Raw genomic sequence first — 23,627 nt, 5'->3', positions numbered from 1 at the left:
AGCAATGTCGCTAAGTCTCACCGGCTAAGCTTGCGCGGGGCCTACGTCAACCTATCTCGCACGGGATAATTCGGCTAAGCCGTGCATCAGAACAATCCATCCACAAGAAAGACGTGAATTACGATGATCCGTGACGACATCAAAGCAGCGACCATTACCGCAATGAAGGCGAAAGAGAAGGAGCGCACCGCGACGCTTCGCCAGATCAGCGCCAAGATCAAGGACCGCGATATCGAAGAGCGTACGAGTGGCAAAGATATCGACGATGATGCCCTCGTCACCAGCGTGCTCCAGAAAATGGCCAAACAACGCCGCGAATCGATCGAGATGTACGTAACCGGCGGTCGTCAGGAATTGGCGGATAAAGAAACAGCCGAGCTTGCCGTAATCGAGGAGTTCCTGCCGCAGATGATGAGCGAGGACGAAACCAAGGCCGCGATTGAGGCGATCAAGGCGGAAACCGGAGCGTCATCCATGAAGGACATGGGTCAGGTCATGGGCGCTCTTAAGGCGAAGCATGGCGCGGTTCTAGACGGGAAACTGGCGAGCGGGCTTGTGAAGGCGGCGCTGAGCTAAACACAGACTTGTCCACCACAGCGCTTGCTCAGGCGCGCTTACACGAGCATCTTTGATCCTATGTCAATCACCCCGCAATGGAAGGACGAGCTGCGAGCGAGGATCACGCTATCAACCGTGATCAATCGATCGACCAAGCTCACCCGTGCGGGGCGCGAATGGAAAGCCTGTTGCCCTTTCCATAACGAGGCGACACCAAGCTTCTACGTCAATGATCAGAAGGGGTTTTACCACTGCTTTGGCTGCGGGGCGCATGGTGATGTGATCGCGTGGATGACAGAGCAGCGCGGGCTGTCCTTTATCGATGCGTGCAAGGAATTGGCAGCAGAAGCCGGGATGGAGGTCCCTGCCCCGGACCCCGTGGCGGCGCAGAAGGCCGAAAAACGCGCTGAGCTGATCGACGTGACGTCCGATGCACAACAGTGGTTTTACGACAATTTGCGTGGACGCGATGGCCGTGAGGCGATGCAATATCTGACGGGTCGAGGGCTGAAACCGGAAGTTCTGCAAGAGTTTGGCTTTGGCTATGCGCCAGAGAGCAAGCAGGCTTTGAACAACGCTCTTTCCCGTTACGAAGACCAGATGCTGCTTGAAACCGGCATGCGCATCAAGACCGATGATGGCACCACCTATGACCGCTTTCGTGGCCGGGTCATGCTGCCCATTCAGGATGCGCGGGGCCGGGTCATCGCCTTTGGCGGGCGGATCATGCAAAGCCGTGACGGTGTCGCAAAATATCTGAATTCCCCCGACACGCCGCTCTTCGACAAGGGCCGCACGCTCTACAACCTCCACCGGGCCTCGCCTGCCTCGCGCCAATCAGGCCGCGTGATCGTGGTCGAAGGCTATATGGATGTGGTCGCGCTGGCTCAGGCGGGCTTTGAGGATGCGGTTGCGCCTCTGGGAACGGCTCTGACGGAAACGCAGCTCGAGATGCTGTGGCGCATGGTTGAGGTGCCGGTGCTCTGCTTTGACGGTGATAAGGCCGGAGAGCGAGCCGCGATGCGCGCTATCTCCCGCGCCCTGCCACTGCTCGCCCCCATGCGGTCCCTTTCTATCGTGCGCCTGCCCAGCGGCATGGACCCCGATGATCTGATCAACCGCGATGGTCCCAAGGCTATGGGTGAGCTGCTCGACAATCCCAAAAGCCTGCTCGATGCCCTTTGGGAAGGCGAACGCGATGCAAAGCCTCTTAGCAGTCCTGAATCCAAAGCAGGGCTCAAAGTTCGCCTGATGGCTCATGTCGATACCATCGAGAACAAGGACATTCAGGCGCTCTACCGCCGCGAGCTGCTTGACCGCTTTTCCGCATTTGCCTTTCCGCGCCGTGAGAACAACCGGGGACCTCAGCGCCAGCCCCAATCGCGCGGCAATTGGCAGAACCGGAATGCGGCGCCGCCCAGGCTTTCCCAAGAGGCGCGCGACACCCTTGGCCGCGCCATGTCAGGCGGCCAGCGCGCCTCGCTATTGACGGCCGTGATTGCCGGACTGGTGCGTTTCCCGACCGAAATCTCGCGCCATTCCGAAGCGCTTTCCCGGCTTGCCCTTGCTGACCCAAATGCAGCGCCTGCGATAGAATCGTTGATGGAGCTGTCAGAAACACTTGATTCGCAGGGGCCAAACGCCATATCGGACCCTGAAGGCATTCCTGCCCCACCGGTAAACCAACAGTTCGCCTTTCTTCGAGAAGGCACAGACCCCGGTGAAGCGCGCGAGGAATTGACCGAAGCTGTATCGCTGCTGGCCCAAAAACCAGCGCTCGAAGCCGCTATGGCGGCAACGATCGCGCGGTTTGACGAAGACCCGGAAGGGGCTTTGGCTGAGCAGGTCCGCTTGCGAGAACAGCTCCAGACAGTTGACGAACGCCTGAAAGCATTTGGGCGAAAGAAGGCCGGAGCACCGGCTGAATAGAGTTTTTTCCGGGTTTTTCGATCCGGAATGGGATTAACGGTAAGAGTTTGCGAAGTCTGCGGTCCGGTAGGGGTGACCAATGACGAAACAAGCTCCGGCGAACGGACAAACAAGTACATGGCAACGAGCGCTAAGAGCGACAAAGACGACGCACCGCTGATCGACCTCAATGAGGCGTCTGTGAAGAAGCTCATGACCAAGGCAAAGAAGAAGGGCTACATCACTTATGATGAGCTCAACGCTGCTTTGCCTTCCGGGGAGATGAGCCCCGATCAGATCGAAGACATCCAGACTGCCCTTTCCGAAATGGGCGTCCAGATTGTCGAGAACGACGAAGAAGCCGAGGCCGAGGCGGAACAAGACGCCGAAGTCGAAGCGATGGAAGTCGACGACGAGAAGAAAAAGCCTGCCGCTGCTGCCAAGCCTGCTGCCAAGAAAACCGGCACGGGTGAACGCACCGATGACCCAGTGCGTATGTATCTGCGCGAAATGGGCGCGGTGGAATTGCTCAGCCGCGAGGGTGAAATCGCGATTGCCAAGCGTATCGAAGCGGGCCGCGACATGATGATCATGGGCCTTTGCCAGAGCCCGATCACTTTCCACGCCATCATCCAATGGTCCGAAGCGTTGAATTCCGAAGACATGCAGCTTCGCGAAATCCTCGATCTTGACGCGATGCTTTCTAAAGAGCCTCCGCCAGACAAGATGGAAGAGGAAAACGAGGAAGCTGAAAAAGGCGGCGAAATCTCTGAAGAGACCGCTGGCCCGACCATCCGTGACGACGACGATGAAGTCGAAGATCACAAGGAAGAGGGCGAAGACGGCGAAGACGGCGAAGGCTCCAAAAAGGAAGAGGAAGAGGAGGAGGACAACACTCTCTCCCTTGCTCAAATGGAAGCCGCGCTTAAGCCTGACGCGATTGAGCGTTTTGCCCGGATTACCAAGCTTTTCAAAAGCTTCGAGAAGCTTCAGCTTGAGCGGGTTCAAGTGCTCGCCGATGGCGGCGTCTTCCCGAAAGCCAAAGAAAACAAGTACGAAAAGCTCTCGGACGAGCTTACCGCAGAAGTCGAAAGCGTGCAGTTCCATGCCGCGAAAATCGAATTCCTCGTCGACAATCTTTATGCCTTTAACCGCCGTTTGACCGCCCTGGGCGGCCAGATGCTGCGCCTGGCTGAGCGTCACAAGATCAAGCGGATCGACTTCCTCAAATCCTACGTCGGCAATGAGCTTGATGACAGCTGGATTGCCGAGCGTGCGGCCAAGGACAAAAAATGGGCTGCCTTCGCCGAGAAGGAAGAAGGCGCGCTTGACCGTATCCGCACCGAAATCACCGATATTGCCGCAAACACCGGCATGGCGCTCCCCGAGTTCCGCCGCATCGTCAACATGGTGCAAAAAGGCGAGCGCGAGGCACGCATCGCGAAGAAGGAAATGGTGGAAGCCAACCTTCGACTGGTGATCTCCATCGCCAAGAAATACACCAACCGTGGCCTGCAATTCCTTGATCTTATTCAGGAAGGTAACATCGGCCTGATGAAGGCGGTCGACAAATTCGAATACCGCCGCGGCTACAAATTCAGCACTTATGCAACGTGGTGGATCCGTCAGGCGATCACCCGCTCAATTGCCGACCAGGCGCGGACGATCCGTATTCCGGTACACATGATCGAGACGATCAACAAGCTGGTGCGCACAAGCCGCCAGTTCCTTCACGAAGAGGGCCGCGAGCCGACGCCTGAAGAAATGGCAGCGCGTCTCTCCATGCCGCTCGAAAAGGTTCGCAAGGTGATGAAAATCGCCAAAGAGCCGATCAGCCTCGAGACGCCAATTGGCGATGAAGAAGATTTGCACCTTGGCGATTTCATCGAGGACAAGAACGCGATCATCCCAGTGGATGCCGCTATTCAGGCAAACCTCAAGGAAACCGTCACCCGCGTGCTTGCATCGCTGACCCCGCGTGAAGAGCGCGTTCTGCGGATGCGCTTTGGTATCGGCATGAACACCGACCATACTTTGGAGGAGGTCGGTCAGCAGTTCTCCGTTACCCGTGAACGTATCCGTCAGATCGAGGCAAAAGCGCTGCGCAAACTGAAGCACCCAAGCCGTTCGCGCAAAATGCGTTCGTTCCTGGATCAGTGATAGGACAGGCAATGAAGCTCCTGAAAACACTCGTATTTGGCGCGGGTGCTCTCGCGCTTGCATCCCCTGCCCTTGCACAAGACGACGGGTACACCCCGCCCGCCGATGAGATGACTGAGGCCATGGCGATCATGGACATCATGTTTCCGATCGACACGCGCGAACAGGAAATGGTCGATATTGCGACCACGATGGGCAATCAAATGGCAACGTCAGCAATGACAGGTCCGATATTCGAAGAGCCTGGCATCCGCGCGATCATGGATGGTTTTCTCGCCTCGCTCCCAGAAGTGATGCGCCCGATGATCACCAAGCACCTGCCGAGCATGATCAAATCGACAGCGATTGCCTACACACGCGAATTCACGCTCGCCGAGTTGAAAGACATTCGCGCATTTGCATCTACGACGAGCGGTCAGCGTTACTTCTCCCAGACCCAGAAACTCCTCTCAGACCCGGCTGTTGCGGCTGCCAATGAAGCGTTCTTTACGGATGTAAACGAAGTTCAGCAGGTTGAGGTGCAAAAGCTGCAGGCCGAGGTTGTCGAATACCTCGAAAACAACCCCGAAGTGATTGAGCGCCTTCAAGCGGCAGGCGTCGGACAAGGCAGCTAGTCGGGCTTTCAACTTCGCACTTGCGGAAAACACGCCTTCGCACTTGCAATATATGGCCAGTTGGGGGATCGTGGACGACTAAAGATCACGGGAACACCCCATGCCAAAATCCGACCCCATCACTATCGCCATCGTCAGCCAAAAAGGCGGTTCGGGTAAGACCACGCTTGCGGTGAACCTCGCCACTCGCGCTGCCGCAGCAAAGCACGAAAGCTGTGTGGTGGATACCGATCCGCAAGCCACCGCTGCGGCGTGGAGCGATTGGCGCGGCGACTTCCTGCCCGTTGTTGTAACCGCTCCCCCTGCCCGACTTGGCCGCACGATTGAGAGCGCGAAAAAGAATGGCGTCGACTTTATCGTGATCGACACCCCTCCCCATGCTGATGCAGCGGCGCGCGAAGCGATCAAAGCGGCGGACATTGTCCTTATCCCGACAAAGCCACGCGCGTTCGATCTGGCAGCGCTTGAGCCGATTGCCGACCTCGTGAACTACGCGCAGACGCCCGCTTTTGTCGTTTTAAACGGTGTTCCCACTGGCGCGACCAAGCTTGCCAAAGAAGCGAAGAAGGCGGCCAAAGACATGGGTCTAGAGATCGCTCCGGTGCAATTGGGTGAACGGGCCGATTTCCACCGGTCAAGCGCCAAGGGCGAGACCGCAAGCGAACTGTCACCTGACGGGAAAGCCGCCAAAGAGATAGACAAGCTTTGGAAATGGCTGAACAAAACGCTCAACAAGTCGAAAGACTAATCGACGCGCGCCTAATATCGGCGGTGCCGGTCATCCTCGAAACTGCGCGGGAATAGCCCGTATTTCAGCGCGAATCCTTCAGGTATCACAGGTTCAGGCCCGGATTGCAGTCTGCGAAACCGCTGGCTCGCTTTGCGAAATTCCTTTGCCGGAATGGCTGACCACTCGATTGAGTTGCGCGATGTCAGAGCAAAGTCGCCGGCATTGGTCAGCATTCCTTCGCGAACCTCGAAAGTCGGCGCGATATCGCCATAGCCGCGCGACGGACGCGACACTTCGACGGTTCCGGTCAATCCTCTGCGATCAATCAGGCAACGCTCGTCCTCGGCCGGAATTTTGGGACAATCGATGCCGTGGGCAACCAGGCGATAGGTTCCGGCCCTCAATTGATAGGCACGCACCTGATACTTCACTGTAGAATTGCCGAACGCAAAGAAGCTCTGCTTTCGCCCAAAGGTCACGACGTCCGCCGGGTTCGTGACCTCACCACCTTCGCGCAAAAAGAAGACGTCCAAAGGTTCTTCCAGATAAAGTTCGCTGCGAATCGAGATGATCACAGCGCCATAGCCCGGTTCGATTGCCGAGGCGCGCTTCACCTGCTCTGCCGCGAGCGCTGGCACTCCTTCGGATTGTGCGGCCAAATTGCTCCCCAAAGGGACCGCTGCGGCCAGCAATATTGCAAGAAGGAGGACAAAACGCATCGCACGGCACCTAAGACGAAATCTTGATGCTGTGGCATGAAACATAGTGCCCCCCTTATCAAGAGCCGCGCCCAAGCGATTGTCCTATGGGCGCACAAGAAACGTCGAAAAGCACATCTATTGGGGTGGAGAAGCAGGCGCGATCACACTATGTAGCGGTGCCATGCGTATAGCCATTGCCTCCGATCATGCCGCCACTGACCTGAAAGCCGAGCTTGCTGAATGGTTGATGGAAGAGGGCCACGAAGTTGCCGACCTGGGTCCAGAGCCTGGAGAAAGCGTCGATTATCCTGACTATGGATACAAGCTTGCCGATGTGATTGCCGATGGCACCGCTGACTTTGGCGTCGCCTTGTGCGGGTCTGGCATCGGCATTTCGATCAGCGTGAACCGTCATCCGGGCGTTCGCTGCGCTCTGGTATCGGAGCCTTTGTCCGCGGCCCTCGCGCGGGAACACAACAATGCGAACTGCATTGCCTTGGGTGCGCGTTTGACAGGCATCGAAATGGCGAAGTCTTGCGTAGCTACTTTTCTTGCCACTCAGTTTGCCGATGAAGGTGATCCGGCTGGCCGTCATCAACGCCGCGTTGCAAAGCTCGGCAATCCACCAATCGACCCCGATCACATTGAGGCCCACCAATGAGCACTAACCCTTCGACCCTGACCGACCCCCTAAACACTCCTGGGCACGGGTTTTGGCATGACGATCTGGCGAGCGCTGATCCGGAAATTGCTGCAGCTGTCGGCAAGGAGCTTGCGCGTCAGCAGGATAAGATCGAGCTGATTGCATCTGAGAACATCGCATCGAAAGCGGTTCTTGAAGCGACGGGTAGCGTGTTCACGAACAAATACGCAGAAGGCTATCCGGGCAAGCGTTATTATGGCGGCTGCGACTATGCCGACGTGGTCGAAACACTGGCAATTGAGCGCGCCAAGCAATTGTTTGGATGCAATTTTGCCAATGTTCAGCCAAACTCGGGCAGCCAGATGAACCAGGCGGTGTTCCTCGCAATGCTTGAGCCGGGCGACACTTTTATGGGCCTGGATCTCAATTCAGGCGGGCACCTTACACACGGTTCGCCCGTCAATATGAGCGGCAAGTGGTTCAACCCGGTCAGCTACGGCGTGACCGAGGGCGAAGAACTGATCGATATGGATGCGGTTGCGGCTACAGCGCGCGAGCACAAGCCCAAGCTCATTATCTGTGGCGGCACGGCCTATTCGCGCCAATGGGACTTTGCCGCATTCCGCGCGATCGCTGATGAAGTGGGCGCGATCCTGCTGTGCGATATGAGCCATATCTCCGGCCTCGTGGCTGGCGGCGCGCACCCCTCGCCCTTCCCGCATTGCGATATTGTGACCTCGACGACGCACAAGTCGCTGCGTGGCCCGCGTTCCGGCATCATCCTTTGGAATGACGAGAAATATACCAAGCCATTGAATATGGCGGTGTTCCCCGGCCTTCAGGGCGGCCCGCTGATGCATGTTGTGGCCGCCAAGGCGGTGGCGTTCAAAGAAGCGCTGGCGCCTGAGTTCAAAACCTATGCCCACCGCATCGTTGAAAACGCCCGCGCGCTCGCTGCGAGCCTTGAAGAGAACGGCCTGCGGATTGTTTCAGGCGGCACGGACAACCACTCTATGTTGGTCGACCTCACAGCGAAGGATGTAACTGGTAAAGCCGCAGAAGCTGGCCTCGACCGGGCATGGCTCACATGCAACAAGAACGGCATTCCCTTCGATACGCGTTCGCCCTTTGTGACCAGCGGCATTCGCCTCGGCACGCCAGCGGGCACCACGCGCGGCTTTGGTCCGGTTGAATTTCGTCAGATTGGCCAGCTTATTGCCGAAGTCGTCGACGGGCTTTCGAAGAATGGCCCGGAAGGTGATGCACAGGTCGAAGAAAGCGTGCGAGGCCGCGTTGCCAAGCTGTGCGCTGACTTCCCGGTCTATCCGAAAAGCTGAGCACCACACATGCGCTGCCCCTTTTGCGCTCACGAAGACACACAGGTGAAAGACAGCCGCCCTACCGAGGACAATACCTCGATTCGTAGGCGCCGGCAGTGCAATTCTTGTGGCGCACGCTTCACCACGTTTGAGCGCGTGCAATTGCGCGAGGTCGTGATTGTCAAAGCCGGGCCAGACGGTTCGGATTTGAAGCGCGAACCGTTTGACCGTTCCAAGCTTGAGAAATCCGTCGCTCTTGCCTGTCGCAAACGCGATGTGTCGCAGGAACGGATCGACCAACTCGTGTCCGGCATTCAGCGCCAGGTTGAGACCGCTGGCGATCCCGAAGTGCCCTCCTCGCGCATTGGGGAGATGGTAATGGACGGCCTGAAGCAGCTCGATTCGGTCGCCTACATCCGCTTTGCCAGTGTCTATCGCGATTTTTCAGAGGCCAAGGACTTTGAAGAGTTTGCCAGCACCATCGCCGACGCGGCCAAAGACTGAGCATGTCTGACAAGCCGATCATCGTGCTGGTCCGCCCGCAATTGGGTGAGAACATCGGTAAAGCTGCGCGTGCCATGCTCAACTTCGGGCTGACGGAAATGCGCATTGTTGCCCCTCGCGATGGCTGGCCAAACCCGAGCGCTGGACCTGCGGCAGCGGGTGCCGATATCGTTCTGGACGAGGCGAAGATTTACGAGACAACCGCAGAGGCCGTGGCTGACTGCGAGCATGTCTATGCAACCACGGTTCGCAAGCGCGGCGTGACCAAGCCTGTTGTCGGCCCGGATGAGGCAGCGCGGCAGATGCACGCACAAAGCGGGCGTCATGCGGTGTTGTTCGGACGTGAGGCGTCGGGGCTGGCAACTGAGGACGTGGCTCTTGCCCGTTACATCCTGACAGTGCCGATCAATCCCGAGTTCGGTTCGCTAAACCTTGCGCAAGCAGTAATCCTTACCGCCTATGAATGGTCACGCATCGGTCGTGAGCTTGAACAAAGCGACTTGGTCCAGCCTACAGCCGAGGAAGACACCCTTCCCCCTGCCCCGCAGGACGAGCTTGAGGGTCTCATTGCGCATCTTGAGGGGATGCTTGGCCCCAAGGGGTACTTCTACCCCGAGGCCCGCGCAGAGGCGACAAGGCGCACCCTTCGCACAGTGCTGACAAAGCCGGGTTGGAACCACCTTGAGGTGCGCACCTTGCGCGGGGTTCTCACCTCGCTTGGCCGGCCAGATAAAGACGTTTCCGATTAAACTTGATTTAGGCGCGCGGCACTGTATACGCGCCCTCGCAAGATTGGTCCCGCACCCCGGTGAAGCGGCGACCGCACTGAGCAAATAGGCTTAGTGGTGCGATACCGGGTTCAACGCCTGCTGCCGGTTCATGTGATTGGGGGTAGGCCAAGCAAATTTAAAGGAAAGACATATGTCGAAGCGTAAGAGCTCCAAGCATAAACTCGACCGCCGCATGGGTGAAAACATCTGGGGCCGTCCAAATTCACCAGTGAACAAGCGTTCGTACGGTCCAGGCCAACACGGTCAGCGTCGTAAGAGCAAGATGAGCGACTTCGGTCTTCAGCTTCGCGCCAAGCAGAAGCTCAAAGGCTATTACGGCGACGTGACGGAGAAGCAGTTCCGCTCAACCTACAAAGACGCAACCCGCATGAAGGGTGACACCGGTCAAAACCTCATCGGTCTGCTCGAGCGTCGCCTCGACATGATCGTGTACCGCGCCAAGTTCGCGCCAACAATCTTTGCAGCGCGTCAGATCGTCAACCACGGCCACATCTACGTCAACGGTGTGAAGTGTAACATTCCTTCGCGCCGCTGTGACGTTGGCGATGTGATCAGCCTCGGCAACAAGGCCAAGGAAATGGTTCTCGTGATCGAAGCGCAAAGCCTGCCAGAGCGTGAAATTCCTGACTACGTTGCTCCGGATGGCAACGACAAGGTTCAGTTCACCCGCGTGCCTAAGCTTGACGAAGTGCCTTACCCGGTAACGATGGAACCAAACCTCGTGGTCGAGTTCTACTCGCGTTAATTCTAACGCCGAACACCACCAGGAATTCAGGGCGATCCTTCGGGGTCGCCCTTTTCTTTTGGCCCCTATTACATCGCGGTCAGATGCCGACCAATGAGGGATAATTCTGCTAGGAACCTGCTCGGTCTTCGCCTATCCCCGTCTTGGAAAGCAGGACTGAGGCCGATGGCAATCGCGTGCATTTATGACAGATAACGCCCCCCGGGTCGTTGGTTGGCGCGAGTTGGTCACTCTGCCATCGCTCAACCTGTCAGACATCCAGGCCAAAATCGACACAGGCGCCCGCACCTCGTCGCTTCATGCCCATGTCCTTGACGAAATCGACCGGCCCGACGGCCAATATGTCCGCTTTGCTGTCGACTGGAACGGCGAAACACACGAATGCGAAGCGATCCACGTCGATGTAAGGGGCATCACCAGTTCAAATGGTGACACCCAAAAACGCTATGTCATCAAAACGCCTGTGCGGATCGGTGACCTCGAATTTAAAGCCGAAATCAGCCTTGCGGACCGGTCTGATATGAAATTTCCCATGCTCATCGGGCGGACGGCTTTGCGCCGGCGCTTCCTGGTGGACAGTGGACACTCCTGGTTGCAGCCCCCTCTGCGAGAAAAATCGAAAGGCTACATGCCGTGAAAATTGCCATGCTTGCACGCAATCCGAACCTCTATTCGCACACAAGGCTGAAAGAAGCGGCCGAAGCGCGTGGCCATTCTTTGGAGATTCTCAACACCACGCGTTGCAACGTAAATATCGCAAGCCATCGGCCGACCCTGACGTACAATGGCGAAACCATGAGCACATTTGATGCCGTGATCCCGCGCATCGGGGCCTCAATCACGAATTATGGCCTTGCCGTGCTGCGTCAGTTCGAAATGCAAGGCGTCTGGCCTCTCAATGAAAGCGTCGCCATCGGGCGTAGCCGGGATAAGCTGCGCAGTATGCAGATCCTCTCCAAATACGGGATCGGCTTGCCATTGACGGCCTATGCCAATGATCCCAAGGCAGCCGAGGAAATTATCAAGGCGGTCAAAGGGCCGCCGGTTGTCATCAAGCTGCTCGAAGGAACACAGGGCATTGGCGTCGTTTTGGCTGAAACCATGTCGAGCGCAAAGTCGGTCATCGAAGCGTTCCGCGGGGCCAATGTAAACATCCTAGTGCAGGAATTTATTGCAGAGGCCGGCGGCACTGACATCCGCGCACTGGTCGTGGGCGGCAAGGTTGTTGGCGCGATGAAGCGGACAGGTGCGCCGGACGATTTTCGCTCAAACCTGCACCGGGGCGGCAGCGCGCAAGTTGTCAAAGTCACGCCAGCTGAACGATCCACCGCCGTTAGCGCAGCTAAAAGAATGGGTCTGAATGTCTGCGGTGTCGATATGCTGCGGTCCAATCACGGACCGGTTGTGATGGAGGTCAATTCGTCGCCTGGCATAGAAGGTATCGAGAAAGCCACAGGCCTCGACCTCGCCACGAAAATTATTGAATTTATCGAGCACAACGCAAAGGCCGGAAAAACCAAGACCAAAGGCAGCGGATAAGGCGGATGGTGCACATTGGATGTGCGCTAATCCCTTCCAGGCAAATCGGTACAGAATTCAGGGCGATCCTTCGGGGTCGCTCTTTCCTTTTGTCCTTCGCTTTGCAAGGTTGATCTCAAAGGGGATCGACACATGAACGTACTGCTAATTGACGGGCACCCGGATGAGGGGCGCTTCTCATCGCATCTGCTCGATATCTATCAGGCAGCTCTGCCTGCAGGCACCGACATAACCCGCGTCAATGTTCGCGATATGGAATTCGCTCCAATCCTGCGACACGGCTATCTAAAACGCACCGATTGGGAGCCGGATATCCAATCAATGGCTGAGAAGTTTGACGCCTGTGACCATGCCGTATTCGCATTTCCCATGTGGTGGGGCGCAGAACCAGCTGAGCTTAAGGGCCTTATCGACAGGCTCTTTCTGCCCGGATTTATGTACCAGTTTCACAAGGAAGGCATGATGTGGGACAAATATCTTGAAGGGCGTTCAGCGGATGTGATCGCCACGATGGACACCCCGCCCTTCTTTCTGCGCCTTCTCTATGGCAACTCCATCATCAAACGCTGGAAGGGCCAGGTGCTTGGCTTTGTCGGCTTTGCTCCCGTGCGTTTCCTCGCTTGCGGCGTGATCAAAGATGGCGGGGCAGAGAAGAATATCGCCAAATGGCAAACGAAGATCGAGAAGATGGCACGTTCAATTCGTGCGAAATCGCCAGAAAAGAAACAAATGCGGCTCGATCGTTTCTTAGGTCGGGGCTAGCCCCTCGTCTTGTCCCATTCGTCAAACTCATAAGCGATAGAGCCCTCGACCAATTGGTCCCATAACTCTGCGATCAAGTCACTGGGCAGGCCGCGTGCCTTCGCTTCTGCCTTTGCGGCCGCAATAACACTTGCTTTGCGCTCTTCGTCCCGGACAGCGTCACGAGTTGGCTTTATCCGGGCCGCTGCACGCATATAGCCAAAGCGCCGTTCAAGCAGTGCCACAAGCTCGCGGTCGGTGGCATCAACGCCTGCGCGCACATCGAGCATAGTTTCGCACTGTTCAGGGAGTTTGGCGGAAAAGTCGTTCATGCGAAGGCACTTGGCCTCTCCCCGCCCATTTGTCGAGAGGGCTTTGGCCGAGAATCTCAGCGGCCAAGGCTCTCTGTCAGGAAACGGTCAATGTCGCCCAACATCTTCGTACGCGCATCGCTGTCCTGCAAACCATGTTGCAGGTCTTCGAACTCGACAAAGCTAACCGGTTTTCCAGCATCCTTGAGCGCATCTGCCATCCCCTTGGAATGCCGCACATCCACGTTGACGTCCCGTGTTCCGTGGAAAAGGGCAACAGGGCTTGCAAACTTTTCCGCATGGCGGCGTGGACTGCCCGCTTCGATGTGAGGTCCGCGCCCTAACTGCTCATCGCGAAAGCGAAAGCTGGTGTAGGCCCGGGCGTCGGAGCGCAAGTATTCAAGGTCGGTCACCGGAGCGATGGCGACAACGGCTTTGTAGAGGTCGGGGTCAACAACCTGCGATTGCAAGGCTGCATAGCCGCCATAGGACCAGCCCACGATTGCGAGCTTTTGCGCGTCTGCAATCCCTTCAGACACAAGCCAGCGTCCCGCATCGTTCACATCGCCGATCGCCACGTCCCATGCCTTGAACCCGTTGCGCCCATACCAAGCTTCGCCATACCCTGATGACCCGCGAAAATTGGGCTGGAGCACGGCATAACCACGTGCAGTGAAGAACTGTACGATCCAGTCAAAGCCCCAATAATCACGCGCAGCCGGACCTCCATGCGGGAGTACAATTGCAGGAAGGCCCTTACCCTCGGAACCGACCGGAAGGGTCAGATAGCCAGGTATTTGCGTGCCATCTGCGGCCGGAAACGTCACGGCACGCATTTCACCCATAGGTTGATTGATGAGGGAGTCGCGCATCGCCAAAAGGAGCTCGAGGTTTTTGGACGCCTTGTCGAACAAGTAAACTGTGCCGGGGTCCGTGTCTGATGAAGCAATGATGATAAGCTTGTTCTCATCAGCGCTCGCTCCGGCAAAATTGATAAGTGGCTGTGTTGGCAAAGCCTTTTCCAACGCCTTTGCAAGCGAAGCCAATTCCTCGTCGAAATACTCGACCGCGCGCTTCTCTGTCGCATAGCTCACTCCGACCACGCGGCGCTGGCGACCGATGCGAACAAGGCCATCCACGTCGACGTCATCGCGCGCTGCAATGACCTTTGCGGTGGCGGTCCCATCAAGCGCAATACCTACCAGCGCATTGTATCCATTGATAGAGGTGTAAGCGAGAAGCTGATTTGAACCTGCGTCAATGGCCGCGGGCCTGAAATCGATGACATCCCCGTTCAAGGTGACGTTATCCAACCGCTCCCAATCATTCTTGCCGCTTTCGCGCACCAGATACATTTGGCTGTCTTTCACATAGCCGCGGCTATCAGTTGCACTTCGCGCTTTTAACCGGACATATCCCTTGTCGTCGGCGAGGTAATAATCGGCATCGCCATCAGGCTGCAGCTCAACCCGCCGCTTGCCGTTTTCTACGTCGATTTGGTCAACACCCAGCCCCTCTTTGCTGCTCGCCATCCGGGTGCCGGTTTCTCTTTCCGGAATGTAGTTGCGCGTTATCAGAAGGCGGCCTTCCTCACCTTCGACATCCAGCGCAACAATATCGCCGCCATTCTGATTGAAGCCAAGCGCGCGAATGCTACGCCGTTCGGTCAAGGAGGTGACGTCAGAGCCATCATCGCCGATTGTGAACATACGCGTAAACGGGACAAGCACGCCGTCGCCGGCCTTGCTCATGCCGGATATCTCGCACACCAAGCGTTCATCGGTCGCCCATTCGCAGCGGGAAAGATCGGCATGGACCGCGGAATTTGTGCTGATTGGAGTGACGCCTTTGCCATCTTCCATATCGATCACAAGGAGCTGTTCTGTATGGCCGGGGCCTGGCGCAATCCACGCGAGCTTTGTCCCGCTAGGCGACAGGCTGATGTCGAGCACGGATGACCGCGCGCCAAATCTCTTGGCAGCATCTTCGGCTTCGTTCGCATATGCCGGAGATACCGAAGACAGGGGCCCCATGCCCGCAATCGACGCCGCGCCCGCAAATGCAGCGCAAGCCATCAGGCCCAAACGGACCTTCCCACTGTTTTTCATGAAATGTGACCCCATAGACAATATGGAGCGAATATTGCGAAGTATCAGAGCTTTGTCAAAGCTCACTTCCCCAAATAATTACGCCTGAACTCAGTCGCGAATGCAGTAAAAGTGCCTTGCGCAATCGCATCACGCATTTTTTGCATCAAAGCCTGATAAAAGGCGAGGTTATGTTCGGTTAAAAGCATCGCTCCCAATATCTCGTGGCTCTTGTGCAAGTGATGCAAATACGCCTTTGAGTAATCGCGCGAGGCCGAACAATCGGACGCGGGGTCCAGCGGCTCTTGATCCTCGGCAAATTTTGCATTGCGCAAGTTAATCGGCCCATTCCATGTGAAAGCCTGCCCATTGCGACCCGATCGTGTCGGAAGGACGCAATCGAACATGTCGATCCCGCGTTCTACAGCGCCGACCAGATCGTCAGGTTTGCCAACGCCCATAAGGTAGCGTGGCCGATCCTTGGGCAACATTTCGGGGGCGTAATCGAGCACGCCAAACATCGCCTCTTGCCCCTCGCCCACGGCAAGGCCGCCTACCGCATATCCATCGAAGCCGATGTCGATGAGCTTTTGCGCGCTGACACGGCGAAGGTCTTCGTCCAACGCCCCTTGTTGGATGCCGAACAGGGCTGAGCGCGCGGCATGTTCCTCGCCGCTGTCAAAGCCATCACGGCTGCGCTTGGCCCAGCGCATGGACAATTCCATCGAGGCGGCGATTTCATCACGCGGACGATCTGCGCGCGGGCATTCGTCAAAGCACATGACAATGTCGGAGCCGAGCAAACGCTGAATTTCCATCGAACGCTCTGGCGTCAGCATATGTTTAGAGCCATCGATATGGCTGCGAAACTCAACGCCTTTCTCGGTCAATTTGCGAAGGTCGGACAGGCTCATCACCTGATAGCCGCCGCTATCGGTCAGGATCGGGCGGTCCCATTTCATGAAATTGTGAAGCCCACCAAGCCGCGCCACTCGCTCTGCCCCAGGGCGCAGCATTAGGTGATAAGTATTGCCAAGGATAATATCCGCGCCGATCTCGCGCACACTTTCGGGCTTCATCGCCTTGACCGTCGCAGCGGTGCCCACAGGCATGAACGCAGGCGTCCGGATTTCGCCGCGCTGCATCGTGATTTTGCCTGTGCGCGCACGGCCATCTGTGGCGTGGAGATTAAAGGAAAAACGGGTCATGTGCGAATTATTCTCTTAACCGCCATCCGGTTTTGAAGATGAAAGCGATGACGCCGACACACAGCGCCAAAAAGCCAAATGTCATGCCCAGCGATGTCCAGATCGACACATCAGACGTGCCATAAAACGTCCATCGAAGGCCGCTTACCAGAAACGCAATCGGGTTGGCATAGGCGATGGTGGACCAGATGCCGGGCAAGTCATCAATCGAATAAAATGTGCCCCCAAGGAACGTCAGCGGTGTCAGGAAAAGCAGGGGGATAATCCCGAGCTTTTCAAAGCTATCCGCCCACAGCCCAAGGATAAATCCGAAAAGCGAGAAGCTGGCTGCAACGAGCATGATGTACCCCATCGCGGCGAGCGGATATTTGATCTCATAATCGACAAAAAAGGTCGCGGTTCCAAGGATGATTGCGGCGAGGATCAGTCCCTTGGTCGCGGCTGCTCCAACAAAGCCGACCAGCGTTTCACCCACACCAACAGGCGCAGACAAGAGCTCATATATGGTGCCGGTAAAACGCGGCATATAGATGCCGAAAGAGGAATTGCTGGTCGTCTCGCCCAGCAAGGTGAGCATCAAAAGCCCCGGAATGATAAACGCACCGTAAGACACCCCGTCGACAGGCTCCATCCGCGCACCGATCACGGTCCCAAACACGATGAAGTAAAGCGATGTTGTAAGGACCGGCGAAAGGATCGACTGAAACGCCGTGCGCATCGCACGCATCAGTTCGCGCTTGTAAATTGACCATGCGCTGCGGAAGTTGAAGATCCTGCCCTTTGCCATCACGCACGCTCCTCTTCGCGTTCGGAGACAAGGTCGACAAAAATATCCTCAAGCGAGGAATCATGAATGTCGATCCCGGTGTAGTCGATCCCGTTTGCAATCAGAGCCTTGGTGAGCTTTGCTACCTCGGCATTGCTTGTCTGCTCGGCCTCGTCCGCGCCGCCGCCGCGATAGATCAGCGTGCGCCCACCCTCGCCCAGCGTCAGCGCAAACTCTGCAAGGCTTGCCGGAACGGCGTCCAATGGTTCAGCCAGTGTTAGCACGGCTTCGGTGCTGCCCATGTGTTGCATGATGGATGCCTTGTCATCGACCATCAGAATACGGCCCTTGCGGATGATGCCCACACGGTCGGCCATCAGTTCGGCCTCTTCGATGTAATGCGTTGTCAGGATGATCGTCGCGCCGCGATCGCGCAGAGCACCGATCTGTTCCCACATACCTTTGCGAAGTTCGACATCGACGCCGGCCGTGGGCTCATCAAGGAACAACAGGTCGGGTTCATGCGCTAGCGCCTTTGCGATCAGGACCCGGCGCTTCATCCCGCCGGAAAGCTCGCGGATCTGATTGTCCTTCTTCTCCCAAAGGCTGAGCGCGCGCAGGATTTCCTCGATCCGGCCCTTGTCAGGTGCAAGCCCGAACAGGCCGCGCGAATAGGATACGGCGCGCCAGACCGTTTCGAACATGTCGGTCGAAAGCTCTTGCGGGACCAGTCCGATCCGCGCGCGCGCGGCGCGCCAGTCGGTCGCAAGGTCGCTGCCAAACGCGGTGATCGTGCCGGATGTCGGACGCACAAGGCCGCATACCGCGCCGATCAAAGTCGTCTTGCCTGCACCGTTGGGTCCCAAAAGCGCAAAAATCTCGCCTTTGCGAATGTCGAGATCGACATTGTCGAGCGCTTTGACGCCTTGGCCACCTGGCCCTGAATAGACCTTGGTCAGGCCGGTAATGGAGAGAATGGGATCGGACATGCTTCACCCGCTAGGGCAGGAGCAGCGATGAGTCACCATAGGAATAAAAGCGATACTCGTTTTCGATCGCATGGGCGTAGGCATCCATCATCCGCTCGCGCCCCATAAGGGCGCTGACCAGCATCATCAAAGTGGATTTGGGCAGGTGGAAATTGGTCATCAACCCGTCCACCACGCGGAAGCGATAGCCCGGCGTAATGAAAATGTCCGTATCGGCGGCAAATTCGCACACTTTCCCATCCTCGCCCGCCGCGCTTTCAAGGGTTCGGAGCGATGTTGTGCCGACCGCAATAATGCGCCCCCCTGCCTCTTTCGCAGCGTTCAATCGTGCCGCGGTCCCTGCGTTGATCCGGCCAAATTCGGAATGCATCTGGTGGTCAACGGTATCCTCGGCCTTCACCGGCAGAAAAGTGCCAGCGCCGACATGCAATGTGATCGTTTCTCGCTTGATCCCGGCGTGATCGAGGGCGGAGACGAGCCTTGTGGTAAAATGAAGGCTGGCAGTTGGCGCTGCAACCGCGCCATCTTCGGCCGCGAACATGGTTTGGTAGTCAGACAAGTCCTGCTCATCCACGCCGCGCCTTTGCGCAATATAGGGGGGAAGCGGCATCGTCCCTGCCCGGTCCAAAAGAACCTCGACCGGCTCGTCACCTTCAAAACAGAGTGTGATTGAACCATCTTTAAAGCGCGCCTGGGCAATTGCGGTCACGCCCCCGCCAAAGATCAATTGATCGCCCTCTTTAACCCTTTTGGCATTGCGAACAAATGCCTGCCAACGGCGAAGGTCGAGGCGTTTGTGCAGTGTTGCACCAATACGGGCCTCACCGCCCACGCGGCGACCTTCCAATTGCGCAGGCAAAACGCGCGTGTCGTTGAAGACCAGAACGTCGCCGGGCCGCAGCATTTTTGGCAGGTCCAGAACGCCAGCGTTCTCAAGCGGTACATCTTGCCCGCGAACAACCAGCATGCGCGCCGCATCGCGCGGGCGAACCGGTCTTAAGGCGATACGGTCCTGGGGAAGCTCAAAGTCGAAAAGGTCTACACGCATGCGCAGCGCAGTAGTGCGTCCATGCGTTTGCGAAAACCCATTTCTGCGTAGGCCTTCCGGCCTACAATTCTATTGTGAGCCGAGCGGCGCGTTCAAAAGGTCAGCGGTAAGCTCTTGCTCGATTGCCGGAGCGGGGGCTGGAGCAGGCACCGGTTTGTTGTCGATGGCAAGCGAAGCCTGAACGATACGGGTCGGGTCGGCTGGCGGCTCGCCTTTGTTGATCGCATCGACGGCGGCCATATTTTCGATCACACGGCCAAAATTGGTGTAGCGTTTGTCGAGGCTGAAGCGCGGGTAGAACACGATGAAGAACTGGCTGTTCGCGCTGTTTTCTTCGGTAGCACGGGCCATCGCGACCGAGCCGCGGACATGCGGCATCGGGTTGAACTCTTCATTGAGATCGGGAAGCTCGGAGCCGCCCTGCCCTGTGCCGGTAGGGTCGCCGCCCTGAGCCATAAAGCCGTCAATCACACGGTGAAAAATCACACCATCGTAAAAACCCTGACGCGTCAGTGTCTTGATGCGCTCCACATGGGCCGGTGCCCATTCTTCCATCAGGCGGATTTTCACCCGTTCACCATTGGAAAGATCAAGCACCCACACGTTTTCAGGCTTCTCGGTCTGATCAAAGCTTACAGGAGGATATGTGCGCGTGTCCTGTGGAGCAGGCGCCTCTTCGTCCTGCGCAAAAGCGGTGCCCGAAAACGCGAGCAGACTTAGAGCCGTCAAAGAGGTGGTGAGCGATTTGATCATGGATTTTGCTTTGGTCCGTAAAAATTTGTTACGTGCCATCTAACGGCGCATCCCTGACACTTCAATGAATGAGTGTGGTTTGCTGCACAGATGCGCGCCCGCGCCTAAAAGCCGCACTTAATACCCGTGCTCAGTAATCGCCTTTGCGCCCTGTTTCGGCAACGCGGGTGTTGACCTCGCCTTTGACCTCGGCGCTGACAAACGGAGTAATATCGCCGCCATACAGGGCGATCTCTTTGACCAGTTTCGAGGCAATCGGCTGGAGCGAGACGTCCGCCATAAGGAAGACGGTCTCGATTTCCTCATCCAGTTGCTGGTTCATGCCGGCCATCTGATACTCATATTCAAAGTCCGCCACAGCGCGCAGGCCGCGGATTATGACATTGGCGCCCATCTTGTTCGCAAACTTCACGAGAAGCGCGTTGAAACCCACCACTTTCACATTGGTAAGGCCAAGTGCCTTCACCTCGCGCTCAACCATCGCAAAGCGCTCTTCGGTAGAGAACATGGGGTTTTTGGAAGGGTTCGTGGTGACCCCGATGATCAGCTCATCCACCAATTTGGCACCGCGCCGAATGATATCGGTGTGCCCCAAGGTGATCGGATCAAAGGTGCCGGGGTAAATCCCGATGCGCTTGCTCATGGAATTACCTCCACCCATTTAATTGTGCCTGTCTGCGTAGCTTCATCGAAGTCTAGAGCAACACGCTCGACCCAACCACGGTCACGCCGCGCCACATATGTGTTGTCGCCCTCGGCTTTGAAATCAAGGGACTGCATCTCAGCTTCGACTGACATCAGGCAATCACGATCCGCATTGTAGAAGCGGTTCACTTCATGCCCGACGTCCCGACGTTTTCCGGCAAACTCTAATACCTGTGCATCAATGCAGGCTTGAGCATCGAAACGATCAACGAGGGTATCGACATACATTTTCATCTGCGAGGCCGCTACTTCGGGTGGCGGCGTCAGGATGAAGGGTTGATCGGAAACCGGTTGACCATCAACCTCGGCCGGTTCTGACGAGCAAGCACTTAAAGCAAGACCAAGGCCTACAAGGATCACGTCTGAACGCATTACCTGTCCCGCTCCACGATAAAGCGCGCCAATGCCCGCAAAGTGTCTGCCTCGGACCCGTGCGAGCTTAGGTGACCAATGGCCTGATCGACTAGCATTCGCGCCTGATCGCGGGCTTGATCTGCGCCCATCAGGGTGACGAATGTCTGTTTGCCCTGACCTTCGTCTTTACGAAGAGCCTTGCCGGCCAATTGCGCATCACCTTCAACATCGAGAAGGTCGTCGGCAATCTGAAAAGCAAGGCCAATGTCGCGCGAATAGGCGCGCAGGTGGGCGCGGCCCTCAACCGGAACCTTGCCCAGAACAGCGCCCATCTCAACCGCGCATGACAAAAGCGCGCCGGTCTTCAATTGCTGAAGCCGCGTGATTGCTTGAAGATCGTATGTGACGCCCTCTTCATCGGCGACCATATCCATCATCTGACCGCCCGCCATGCCGTTCATGCCGCTGGCGGTGCCAAGAGTTGCGATAAGCTCGCTGCGCACAAATGGATCGGAGCTGGTGCCGTGATCGGCCAGGATTTCAAAGGCCAATGCGTGGAGAGCGTCACCTGCAAGAACGGCTGTTGCCTCATCATAGACATGGTGCAACGTCGCTTTGCCGTGACGAAGGTCGTCATCATCCATGCATGGCAGATCATCATGGATCAGCGAATAGCAATGGATCGCCTCTACTGCTGCGCCTGCGCGCAGGGCCGCTGTGCGATCAACGCCAAAAAGCTCCGCAGTTGTCACAAGCAGCAATGGCCTGACCCGTTTGCCACCGCCAATGGCGGCATATCGCATGGCCTCGATAAGCCGGGCCCGCGTGTCGTCTGGAACCGGCAAAAACGCATCAAAGACCGAATCGATTTCTGCCTGCACCCGCTTAAGCCCGTCTTGAAGCAGGTCACCGTGCATCCCGACCACGCTCATTTATTGGCCTCCATCAAGCGGTACGGTTCCGCTTGGCGTGCCATCGCTTCCGGCGACAATTTTTTCGATCCGGGCCTGCGCGCTATCGAGCCTTTTCTGACAGGCCGCGCGCAATTTCTCGCCGCGCTCATATAAGGCGATCGACTGATCAAGCGGAACATCACCGCGTTCCAATTGCGTCACAATCTCTTCGAGCGCGGTTAGCGCCTGTTCGAAGCTCATCTCGCCGATTTGTGGCGTTTGCGTTCCCTCGTCCATGGGCCTGAGCATTGACGTTGCGCGCACTCGCGGTCAAGGCCTGAACGTCAAGGCCTGAACGTGAAGGCCTGAAAAAGGCAAGCAACCACAAGGATAGGTCGATGGGCAGATATTTGATCGCGTTTCTGAGCGCGGCCGTGATTTTCGGCGGGCTGGATGCGATGTGGCTGAATTGGGCAGGCCCCAATCTCTATGAGCCCAATATCGGCGAGATTATGGCTGAGAGCTTCAACGTTGCACCAGCAGGCGTTTTCTATGTCGCCTATCTTTTGGGGATGACGTGGTTTGCAATTCGCCCCGGCCTTGAAAGCGGCGATGTGCGCAAAAGCCTGTTGAACGGCGTCCTGCTAGGCGCGCTCTGCTATGCGACGTTCGATCTGACCAGCCAGGCGGTTTTCAAGGTATGGGCGACCAAAGTGACCGTGTTTGATATCTTCTGGGGAGCATTTGCGACTGGCACCACCAGCACACTTGCATGCTGGATCGCATTGCGCTTCACCGGCGAAAAGAGCTAACAACAGCTAACAAAGGTCAGGCGGTCACAGGCTGGACCATAAAACGGGGCGTTACGCGGGGCACACATGTTCATTGGTCACTTTGCACCAGCATTCGTTGCTGCAGCAACCTATTCGCGCGGGCCGAAGCTTGCGACCTATTTCGTCGCAGCTCAGCTGGTGGATTGGGCGTTTTTTGCTCTGGCCATGGTCGGGATCGAGAAGATGCGGATTGATCCGCATGCAACGGTGATGGTGCCGTTTGACCTTTATTACCTGCCCTGCACCCACAGCCTGCTGGGAGCGGGGCTTTGGGCACTAGCTTTCGCGATTGTGATCGCGATTTGGCACCGTGACACGCTTGCAGGCCTTCTCACAGCATTGGTCGTGGGGTCACACTGGGTGCTGGATTGGGTGACACACCGCCCTGACCTCACCCTTGCGGGCGGAGAGAAAACCTATGGCCTTGGCCTTTGGAACCACCCTGAGATCGCGATGCCGCTGGAGATCGGGATCACCCTTGCGGCGTTTGTCTTTTACATAAAGAAATCACGCGGGCCGATTATTCAGCCATTGGTGCTGCTGCTGGCTCTGTTTGCGATGCAGGCGATCAACTGGTTTGCCCCTCACCCGACAGAGGCCAACCTGTTTCTCTATCTCCAATCGCTTTTTGCCTTTGGCGTTTTGACGCTTCTGGCCATGTGGGTGGGGAAGAATCGCTATTTTACCCAAGCTGGCGGCTTGGCGGCGGCGAGCGTGTAGCTTATGG

27 protein-coding genes are annotated in these 23,627 nt (G+C 57.0%); 15 read left to right on the top strand and 12 right to left on the bottom strand.

Features of this window, described 5'->3' with window-relative positions; all coding sequences use genetic code 11:
* Window positions 1-123: 123 nt before the first annotated feature.
* The 5 genes from AC0V6Q_RS03865 (at window position 124) to parA (ending at window position 5,988) form a co-directional block, all read left to right on the top strand.
* Window positions 124-576, top strand: coding sequence for a GatB/YqeY domain-containing protein (locus tag AC0V6Q_RS03865; RefSeq protein ID WP_486167101.1), 453 nt, complete (start codon window positions 124-126; stop codon window positions 574-576).
* 60 nt (window positions 577-636) lie between these two features.
* Complete coding sequence (gene dnaG, locus AC0V6Q_RS03860) at window positions 637-2,487, top strand: DNA primase (protein ID WP_486167100.1); 1,851 nt, start codon at window positions 637-639, stop codon at window positions 2,485-2,487.
* Window positions 2,488-2,604: 117 nt separating this feature from the next.
* Complete coding sequence (rpoD, locus tag AC0V6Q_RS03855) at window positions 2,605-4,626, top strand: RNA polymerase sigma factor RpoD (RefSeq protein ID WP_486167099.1); 2,022 nt, start codon at window positions 2,605-2,607, stop codon at window positions 4,624-4,626.
* 11 nt (window positions 4,627-4,637) lie between these two features.
* Window positions 4,638-5,240, top strand: coding sequence for a hypothetical protein (locus tag AC0V6Q_RS03850; protein ID WP_486167098.1), 603 nt, complete (start codon window positions 4,638-4,640; stop codon window positions 5,238-5,240).
* A gap of 100 nt (window positions 5,241-5,340) precedes the next feature.
* Window positions 5,341-5,988 carry a ParA family partition ATPase gene (gene parA / locus AC0V6Q_RS03845; protein ID WP_486167097.1) on the top strand — a complete coding sequence of 216 codons (648 nt, stop codon included), beginning with the start codon at window positions 5,341-5,343 and terminating at the stop codon, window positions 5,986-5,988.
* An 11-nt stretch (window positions 5,989-5,999) separates the two neighbouring features.
* On the opposite strand, the gene AC0V6Q_RS03840 is transcribed toward parA, so the two are convergent.
* The gene (locus AC0V6Q_RS03840; RefSeq protein WP_486167096.1) at window positions 6,000-6,689 is read right to left on the bottom strand and encodes a hypothetical protein; all 690 of its coding nucleotides are present in this window, start codon (window positions 6,687-6,689) and stop codon (window positions 6,000-6,002) included.
* Window positions 6,690-6,852: 163 nt separating this feature from the next.
* On the opposite strand from AC0V6Q_RS03840, the gene rpiB reads away from it, so the two are divergent.
* The 8 genes from rpiB to AC0V6Q_RS03800 all read left to right on the top strand — a co-directional run bounded on the left by rpiB (window position 6,853) and on the right by AC0V6Q_RS03800 (window position 12,974).
* Window positions 6,853-7,332, top strand: a complete 480-nt coding sequence (rpiB, locus tag AC0V6Q_RS03835) for a ribose 5-phosphate isomerase B (protein ID WP_486167095.1) — start codon at window positions 6,853-6,855, stop codon at window positions 7,330-7,332.
* The gene (gene glyA, locus AC0V6Q_RS03830; protein ID WP_486167094.1) at window positions 7,329-8,651 is read left to right on the top strand and encodes a serine hydroxymethyltransferase; all 1,323 of its coding nucleotides are present in this window, start codon (window positions 7,329-7,331) and stop codon (window positions 8,649-8,651) included. Before rpiB ends, glyA begins: the two co-directional genes overlap by 4 nt.
* Before the next feature lie 9 nt (window positions 8,652-8,660).
* A complete protein-coding gene (nrdR, locus tag AC0V6Q_RS03825; protein ID WP_486167093.1) occupies window positions 8,661-9,137 on the top strand; it encodes a transcriptional regulator NrdR in 477 nt (158 codons plus the stop codon).
* Between the two features lie 2 nt (window positions 9,138-9,139).
* Entirely contained in the window at window positions 9,140-9,886 is a 747-nt protein-coding gene (locus AC0V6Q_RS03820; protein WP_486167092.1) for an RNA methyltransferase, read from the top strand.
* A 172-nt stretch (window positions 9,887-10,058) separates the two neighbouring features.
* Window positions 10,059-10,673: a 30S ribosomal protein S4 gene (rpsD, locus tag AC0V6Q_RS03815; RefSeq protein WP_486167091.1), complete on the top strand. Its 615-nt coding sequence runs from the start codon at window positions 10,059-10,061 to the stop codon at window positions 10,671-10,673.
* A gap of 184 nt (window positions 10,674-10,857) precedes the next feature.
* A complete protein-coding gene (locus tag AC0V6Q_RS03810) occupies window positions 10,858-11,310 on the top strand; it encodes an ATP-dependent zinc protease family protein (RefSeq protein ID WP_486167090.1) in 453 nt (150 codons plus the stop codon).
* Entirely contained in the window at window positions 11,307-12,212 is a 906-nt protein-coding gene (gene rimK, locus AC0V6Q_RS03805; protein WP_486167089.1) for a 30S ribosomal protein S6--L-glutamate ligase, read from the top strand. The genes AC0V6Q_RS03810 and rimK overlap by 4 nt, the downstream gene beginning before the upstream one ends.
* A gap of 132 nt (window positions 12,213-12,344) precedes the next feature.
* Window positions 12,345-12,974 carry an NAD(P)H-dependent oxidoreductase gene (locus AC0V6Q_RS03800; protein ID WP_486167088.1) on the top strand — a complete coding sequence of 210 codons (630 nt, stop codon included), beginning with the start codon at window positions 12,345-12,347 and terminating at the stop codon, window positions 12,972-12,974.
* On the opposite strand, the gene AC0V6Q_RS03795 is transcribed toward AC0V6Q_RS03800, so the two are convergent.
* From AC0V6Q_RS03795 to AC0V6Q_RS03745, 11 genes are all read right to left on the bottom strand, one after another.
* Window positions 12,971-13,285: a chorismate mutase gene (locus AC0V6Q_RS03795; protein WP_486167087.1), complete on the bottom strand. Its 315-nt coding sequence runs from the start codon at window positions 13,283-13,285 to the stop codon at window positions 12,971-12,973. The two genes, AC0V6Q_RS03800 and AC0V6Q_RS03795, sit on opposite strands and share 4 nt — an antisense overlap.
* A gap of 56 nt (window positions 13,286-13,341) precedes the next feature.
* A complete protein-coding gene (locus AC0V6Q_RS03790; protein WP_486167086.1) occupies window positions 13,342-15,372 on the bottom strand; it encodes an alpha/beta hydrolase family protein in 2,031 nt (676 codons plus the stop codon).
* Between the two features lie 62 nt (window positions 15,373-15,434).
* On the bottom strand, window positions 15,435-16,559 hold the full coding sequence (gene tgt / locus AC0V6Q_RS03785) for a tRNA guanosine(34) transglycosylase Tgt (RefSeq protein ID WP_486167085.1): 1,125 nt from the start codon (window positions 16,557-16,559) through the stop codon (window positions 15,435-15,437).
* A 7-nt stretch (window positions 16,560-16,566) separates the two neighbouring features.
* Window positions 16,567-17,346 (bottom strand): ABC transporter permease, encoded by a 780-nt coding sequence (locus tag AC0V6Q_RS03780; RefSeq protein WP_486167084.1) that lies wholly within the window; start codon window positions 17,344-17,346, stop codon window positions 16,567-16,569.
* Window positions 17,346-18,314 carry an ABC transporter ATP-binding protein gene (locus AC0V6Q_RS03775; RefSeq protein ID WP_486167083.1) on the bottom strand — a complete coding sequence of 323 codons (969 nt, stop codon included), beginning with the start codon at window positions 18,312-18,314 and terminating at the stop codon, window positions 17,346-17,348. Before AC0V6Q_RS03775 ends, AC0V6Q_RS03780 begins: the two co-directional genes overlap by 1 nt.
* 10 nt (window positions 18,315-18,324) lie before the next feature.
* Window positions 18,325-19,362 carry a tRNA preQ1(34) S-adenosylmethionine ribosyltransferase-isomerase QueA gene (queA, locus tag AC0V6Q_RS03770; protein ID WP_486167082.1) on the bottom strand — a complete coding sequence of 346 codons (1,038 nt, stop codon included), beginning with the start codon at window positions 19,360-19,362 and terminating at the stop codon, window positions 18,325-18,327.
* A 69-nt stretch (window positions 19,363-19,431) separates the two neighbouring features.
* On the bottom strand, window positions 19,432-20,115 hold the full coding sequence (locus AC0V6Q_RS03765; RefSeq protein WP_486167081.1) for a peptidylprolyl isomerase: 684 nt from the start codon (window positions 20,113-20,115) through the stop codon (window positions 19,432-19,434).
* A gap of 130 nt (window positions 20,116-20,245) precedes the next feature.
* A complete protein-coding gene (gene coaD, locus AC0V6Q_RS03760; protein WP_486167080.1) occupies window positions 20,246-20,758 on the bottom strand; it encodes a pantetheine-phosphate adenylyltransferase in 513 nt (170 codons plus the stop codon).
* Window positions 20,755-21,192 carry a hypothetical protein gene (locus tag AC0V6Q_RS03755; protein ID WP_486167079.1) on the bottom strand — a complete coding sequence of 146 codons (438 nt, stop codon included), beginning with the start codon at window positions 21,190-21,192 and terminating at the stop codon, window positions 20,755-20,757. Before AC0V6Q_RS03755 ends, coaD begins: the two co-directional genes overlap by 4 nt.
* Window positions 21,192-22,106 (bottom strand): polyprenyl synthetase family protein, encoded by a 915-nt coding sequence (locus AC0V6Q_RS03750; protein ID WP_486167078.1) that lies wholly within the window; start codon window positions 22,104-22,106, stop codon window positions 21,192-21,194. The genes AC0V6Q_RS03755 and AC0V6Q_RS03750 overlap by 1 nt, the downstream gene beginning before the upstream one ends.
* Window positions 22,107-22,364, bottom strand: a complete 258-nt coding sequence (locus AC0V6Q_RS03745; protein ID WP_486167077.1) for an exodeoxyribonuclease VII small subunit — start codon at window positions 22,362-22,364, stop codon at window positions 22,107-22,109. It abuts the gene before it with no gap.
* Window positions 22,365-22,465: 101 nt separating this feature from the next.
* Here AC0V6Q_RS03745 and AC0V6Q_RS03740 point away from each other — a divergent pair, with 101 nt between their 5' ends.
* Both AC0V6Q_RS03740 and AC0V6Q_RS03735 read left to right on the top strand, forming a co-directional pair.
* Window positions 22,466-22,879, top strand: coding sequence for a DUF2177 family protein (locus tag AC0V6Q_RS03740; RefSeq protein WP_486167076.1), 414 nt, complete (start codon window positions 22,466-22,468; stop codon window positions 22,877-22,879).
* A 66-nt stretch (window positions 22,880-22,945) separates the two neighbouring features.
* Window positions 22,946-23,620, top strand: a complete 675-nt coding sequence (locus AC0V6Q_RS03735; protein WP_486167075.1) for a hypothetical protein — start codon at window positions 22,946-22,948, stop codon at window positions 23,618-23,620.
* Window positions 23,621-23,627 lie beyond the last annotated feature (7 nt).

The organism is Erythrobacter sp. S227 (genome assembly GCF_057364925.1).
This window is presented reverse-complemented; position numbering and strand designations above follow the sequence as displayed.

Excerpts from the sequence above, each read along its gene's own strand:
- AC0V6Q_RS03775 (WP_486167083.1), bottom strand. The coding sequence starts at position 18,314 with ATGTCCGATCCCATTCTCTCCATTACCGGCCTGACCAAGGTCTATTCA.
- AC0V6Q_RS03750 (WP_486167078.1), bottom strand. The coding sequence starts at position 22,106 with ATGAGCGTGGTCGGGATGCACGGTGACCTGCTTCAAGACGGGCTTAAG.
- AC0V6Q_RS03810 (WP_486167090.1), top strand. The coding sequence starts at position 10,858 with ATGACAGATAACGCCCCCCGGGTCGTTGGTTGGCGCGAGTTGGTCACT.
- AC0V6Q_RS03745 (WP_486167077.1), bottom strand. The coding sequence starts at position 22,364 with ATGGACGAGGGAACGCAAACGCCACAAATCGGCGAGATGAGCTTCGAA.
- AC0V6Q_RS03790 (WP_486167086.1), bottom strand. The coding sequence starts at position 15,372 with ATGAAAAACAGTGGGAAGGTCCGTTTGGGCCTGATGGCTTGCGCTGCA.
- dnaG (WP_486167100.1), top strand. The coding sequence starts at position 637 with ATGTCAATCACCCCGCAATGGAAGGACGAGCTGCGAGCGAGGATCACG.
- AC0V6Q_RS03840 (WP_486167096.1), bottom strand. The coding sequence starts at position 6,689 with ATGCGTTTTGTCCTCCTTCTTGCAATATTGCTGGCCGCAGCGGTCCCT.
- AC0V6Q_RS03850 (WP_486167098.1), top strand. The coding sequence starts at position 4,638 with ATGAAGCTCCTGAAAACACTCGTATTTGGCGCGGGTGCTCTCGCGCTT.
- parA (WP_486167097.1), top strand. The coding sequence starts at position 5,341 with ATGCCAAAATCCGACCCCATCACTATCGCCATCGTCAGCCAAAAAGGC.
- rpiB (WP_486167095.1), top strand. The coding sequence starts at position 6,853 with ATGCGTATAGCCATTGCCTCCGATCATGCCGCCACTGACCTGAAAGCC.
- AC0V6Q_RS03735 (WP_486167075.1), top strand. The coding sequence starts at position 22,946 with ATGTTCATTGGTCACTTTGCACCAGCATTCGTTGCTGCAGCAACCTAT.
- coaD (WP_486167080.1), bottom strand. The coding sequence starts at position 20,758 with ATGAGCAAGCGCATCGGGATTTACCCCGGCACCTTTGATCCGATCACC.
- AC0V6Q_RS03755 (WP_486167079.1), bottom strand. The coding sequence starts at position 21,192 with ATGCGTTCAGACGTGATCCTTGTAGGCCTTGGTCTTGCTTTAAGTGCT.
- rpsD (WP_486167091.1), top strand. The coding sequence starts at position 10,059 with ATGTCGAAGCGTAAGAGCTCCAAGCATAAACTCGACCGCCGCATGGGT.
- glyA (WP_486167094.1), top strand. The coding sequence starts at position 7,329 with ATGAGCACTAACCCTTCGACCCTGACCGACCCCCTAAACACTCCTGGG.
- AC0V6Q_RS03820 (WP_486167092.1), top strand. The coding sequence starts at position 9,140 with ATGTCTGACAAGCCGATCATCGTGCTGGTCCGCCCGCAATTGGGTGAG.
- nrdR (WP_486167093.1), top strand. The coding sequence starts at position 8,661 with ATGCGCTGCCCCTTTTGCGCTCACGAAGACACACAGGTGAAAGACAGC.
- AC0V6Q_RS03740 (WP_486167076.1), top strand. The coding sequence starts at position 22,466 with ATGGGCAGATATTTGATCGCGTTTCTGAGCGCGGCCGTGATTTTCGGC.
- AC0V6Q_RS03795 (WP_486167087.1), bottom strand. The coding sequence starts at position 13,285 with ATGAACGACTTTTCCGCCAAACTCCCTGAACAGTGCGAAACTATGCTC.
- rpoD (WP_486167099.1), top strand. The coding sequence starts at position 2,605 with ATGGCAACGAGCGCTAAGAGCGACAAAGACGACGCACCGCTGATCGAC.
- AC0V6Q_RS03780 (WP_486167084.1), bottom strand. The coding sequence starts at position 17,346 with ATGGCAAAGGGCAGGATCTTCAACTTCCGCAGCGCATGGTCAATTTAC.
- AC0V6Q_RS03865 (WP_486167101.1), top strand. The coding sequence starts at position 124 with ATGATCCGTGACGACATCAAAGCAGCGACCATTACCGCAATGAAGGCG.
- AC0V6Q_RS03765 (WP_486167081.1), bottom strand. The coding sequence starts at position 20,115 with ATGATCAAATCGCTCACCACCTCTTTGACGGCTCTAAGTCTGCTCGCG.
- tgt (WP_486167085.1), bottom strand. The coding sequence starts at position 16,559 with ATGACCCGTTTTTCCTTTAATCTCCACGCCACAGATGGCCGTGCGCGC.
- AC0V6Q_RS03800 (WP_486167088.1), top strand. The coding sequence starts at position 12,345 with ATGAACGTACTGCTAATTGACGGGCACCCGGATGAGGGGCGCTTCTCA.
- queA (WP_486167082.1), bottom strand. The coding sequence starts at position 19,362 with ATGCGTGTAGACCTTTTCGACTTTGAGCTTCCCCAGGACCGTATCGCC.